The sequence below is a fragment of the Anoxybacillus sp. EFIL genome (assembly GCF_013096955.1).
GTDB classification, from domain to species: Bacteria; Bacillota; Bacilli; order Bacillales; family Anoxybacillaceae; genus Anoxybacillus; species Anoxybacillus ayderensis.
Genome location: NZ_SDLH01000113.1, coordinates 1 through 406, shown reverse-complemented (window position 1 = coordinate 406; position 406 = coordinate 1). Strand labels below are relative to the sequence as shown.

The following is a 406-nucleotide window of genomic DNA, read 5'->3' as shown; positions in this document are numbered from 1 at the left end:
CATAATCCGATACCCATCTGTAAAAAATGACTGAACGCCATAAAGAAGCTCCTTTGAATGAAGAAGATAGAAAAAAACAATGTAAAAGATCGATATCATTTGTACAAGCATAAAAACTTCATGTCGCAATTGCCAATACGCTTCCATATCATACGGATCTGAAAAGAACAAAATGAGTCTAACAATCAACAAAACAAAAAATAAAATGCTAGCACTGGCGTATAACTTACTTTTGAACATGCGCTTCAAATAAAATACAAAAAGACATTTCCATCTCATGACTGCTCACCCTCTTTCCTTGAAGAGTGTATACTAATTTTGGATATGGAACAAGTAAAATCAGGGAAGTGCCGTCATACACATCCCTGATATTTATAACGCTCATAACTATCCTTGACTACTTAAC

The 406-nt window shown here is 34.2% G+C and carries 1 pseudogene; it reads right to left on the bottom strand.

The features are described from left to right. Positions 1–279 (bottom strand): annotated as a pseudogene (locus ES017_RS15810) (ABC transporter permease); the annotation flags it as partial. Positions 280–406 lie beyond the last annotated feature (127 nt).